The 2016-nt window shown below is 54.4% G+C and carries 2 protein-coding genes; both read right to left on the reverse strand.

Annotation, left to right across the window (positions count from 1 at the left end; translation table 11 throughout):
- Positions 1–805: 805 nt before the first annotated feature.
- Positions 806–1264, reverse strand: coding sequence for an SRPBCC domain-containing protein (locus EIP75_RS23710; RefSeq protein WP_125245658.1), 459 nt, complete (start codon positions 1262–1264; stop codon positions 806–808).
- 146 nt (positions 1265–1410) lie between these two features.
- A complete protein-coding gene (locus EIP75_RS23715; RefSeq protein ID WP_125245659.1) occupies positions 1411–1983 on the reverse strand; it encodes a GNAT family N-acetyltransferase in 573 nt (190 codons plus the stop codon).
- Positions 1984–2016: the final 33 nt, after the last annotated feature.

Genomic DNA, 2016 nt, shown 5'->3' on the forward strand with positions numbered 1-2016 from the left:
CTTGACCAAACGGTTAGGCTGATGAGCGGAGGCACTTTTTCCCTAGTGGAAGGCAATAAAGGGGCCGAGTACTAGCATTACCACACCAAAAAACTTGATGACTCTAAGAGCCGCTTCCAGCAGCTTAAGCTTCAGTGGCAGCGAATCTGTATTTGCGTGATAAGCCAACAGTTGAACAAAGTCTAACGAGCTTCCAAACAGCTTTCTTGCGGCAAGGCCGTAGAACGCAATTGCGGTTGCACCAACAAGGAAGAAGCACACCCCCACGTAAAAGTCACTTCGCATCGGCTTGCCCTGGGAGTGCCGGTGGTGGGTACAGCTTAGCCAATGGCCAACCGACCAGAACCATTCCTCCAATGATAGGAATGAGGTGAAATGCTGCGGGATAGGACTGTATGTACTGCGACAGCCATTGGTTCAATGCCGGCCGAAGAACCAAAAGGTATGTTGGCACCCAAGCAAGAAAAATGACAAAAATCGCAAGTCCGGCGCGATTGTTGTTCCGTTTGGCACGCAGGAAATCCTGTTGCGAAGTATTCATAAGTTGAGTTCGGATAGGCCTAACGAGGCTGCAGAAAAACTCCCGCGCTCGCGCTACGCGGTCGTTTTACAGGGTCCTTGAACCACTCCCGGCAATGAGATCGTCGATCCTGGGTCGTTCTGAGAGGTCGATTTTTCTGCGATGACAACACTGCGCTCCTCCTGGGAAGTTTTTCTGCAGCCTCAACGCCCGCGGTAAGCTGCGCCGCAGCGAAGCGGAGGGCACCAACAGGCAGAGCCTGTTGGCGTCAGCTTGACCAAACAGTTAGGCGACACTGGCGGCCTCGCTGAGTTCTTTGAGAATTTCAAGAGCCTTCGGCCATGCTTGGGAAATGTATTCCTCCCACTCAGCGGCGACTTCTTGGTCAACAACCATGGTCGTGCCTTCCGTCGAGGGCAATAAAGTGTAGTTCTCGTAGGCTGGCGCCCAGGCGCGTATTGCTTCGCTCGTGGTGTCCTCCACTCCGCTTGCGGTGAAGCCAAGGTGTCGGATTGAAATGAATTCATTGGCCCGACTCTCGGCAATCTCGGACACCATTCCATCACCACTAGGTGCCAAGAATTTGATCTTCGCCCCCTGCTCCCATGAGCCCTGAAAGTATGAGCCCTCGGCGAATGCTGATGTCCACCGCTTGTAGCTTTCAAGATCAGTGATGTGGTGCCAGACCACGCTTGCAGGTGCTTTGATCTTTGTGGTGAACTGGATTCGTTTCGTTGAGGACATTAAAGTCTCCGAGTACGCTAATACTGTGTTGCCTAACGCCTTAGTTCAGAGGCGCCTCGCTTGGCTTGGCCGAAGCGCTGCGAACTTGTAGGCGTCCTCTGGAACGACCCGTTAGGCTGGTGGCAGATGCGCGATACAGGCAATGCTCACGCATTGGGTGGCCTTCTGGCAGCGACGGANGTGGCAGATGCGCGATACAGGCAATGCTCACGCATTGGGTGGCCTTCTGGCAGCGACGGATGTTGAAAGGTGAGTTCATCCTTTTGCATTCCCAGTCGTTTCATCACGCGCACCGAACGTTCATTGCTCAAAGTAGTGAAAGCAACCACCTCAGGCAACGACAGCTCATTGAAGGCGAATGCAAGCACAGCGCTGGCTCCCTCCGTCGCCAGTCCCTTGCCCCAAGAATGTCGAGCCAGCCGCCAGCCGATCTCCACGCAAGGCGAGAACGGGAGGTCGGCAGTCGGTACATGCAGCCCAATGAAACCAATGAATGAGTGAGACGATCTTTCCTGAACTGCCCAAAATCCCCAGCCTCGCTGTTCAATGAGGTCGGAGCATCGTTGCGCCATGGCATTACTCTCCTGCTCGCTCAGCCTTGCCGGAAAGAAGCGCATAACTTCTTCGTCCGCGTTCATTTGCGCGAACGCAGGAAAGTCGCACGAGCGCCATTGGCGCAGGAGCAATCGGCCCGTTTCGATTTCGTGGATATGCGCCATTGATAGTTTAGGAAGGCCTAACGCCCGCGGTAA

Source organism: Aquabacterium soli (genome assembly GCF_003933735.1).
Classification (GTDB): Bacteria; Pseudomonadota; Gammaproteobacteria; order Burkholderiales; family Burkholderiaceae_C; genus Aquabacterium; species Aquabacterium soli.

Bases quoted from the DNA above. Each gene is read 5' to 3' on its own strand.
- EIP75_RS23710 (WP_125245658.1), bottom strand. From the start codon at position 1,264: ATGTCCTCAACGAAACGAATCCAGTTCACCACAAAGATCAAAGCACCT.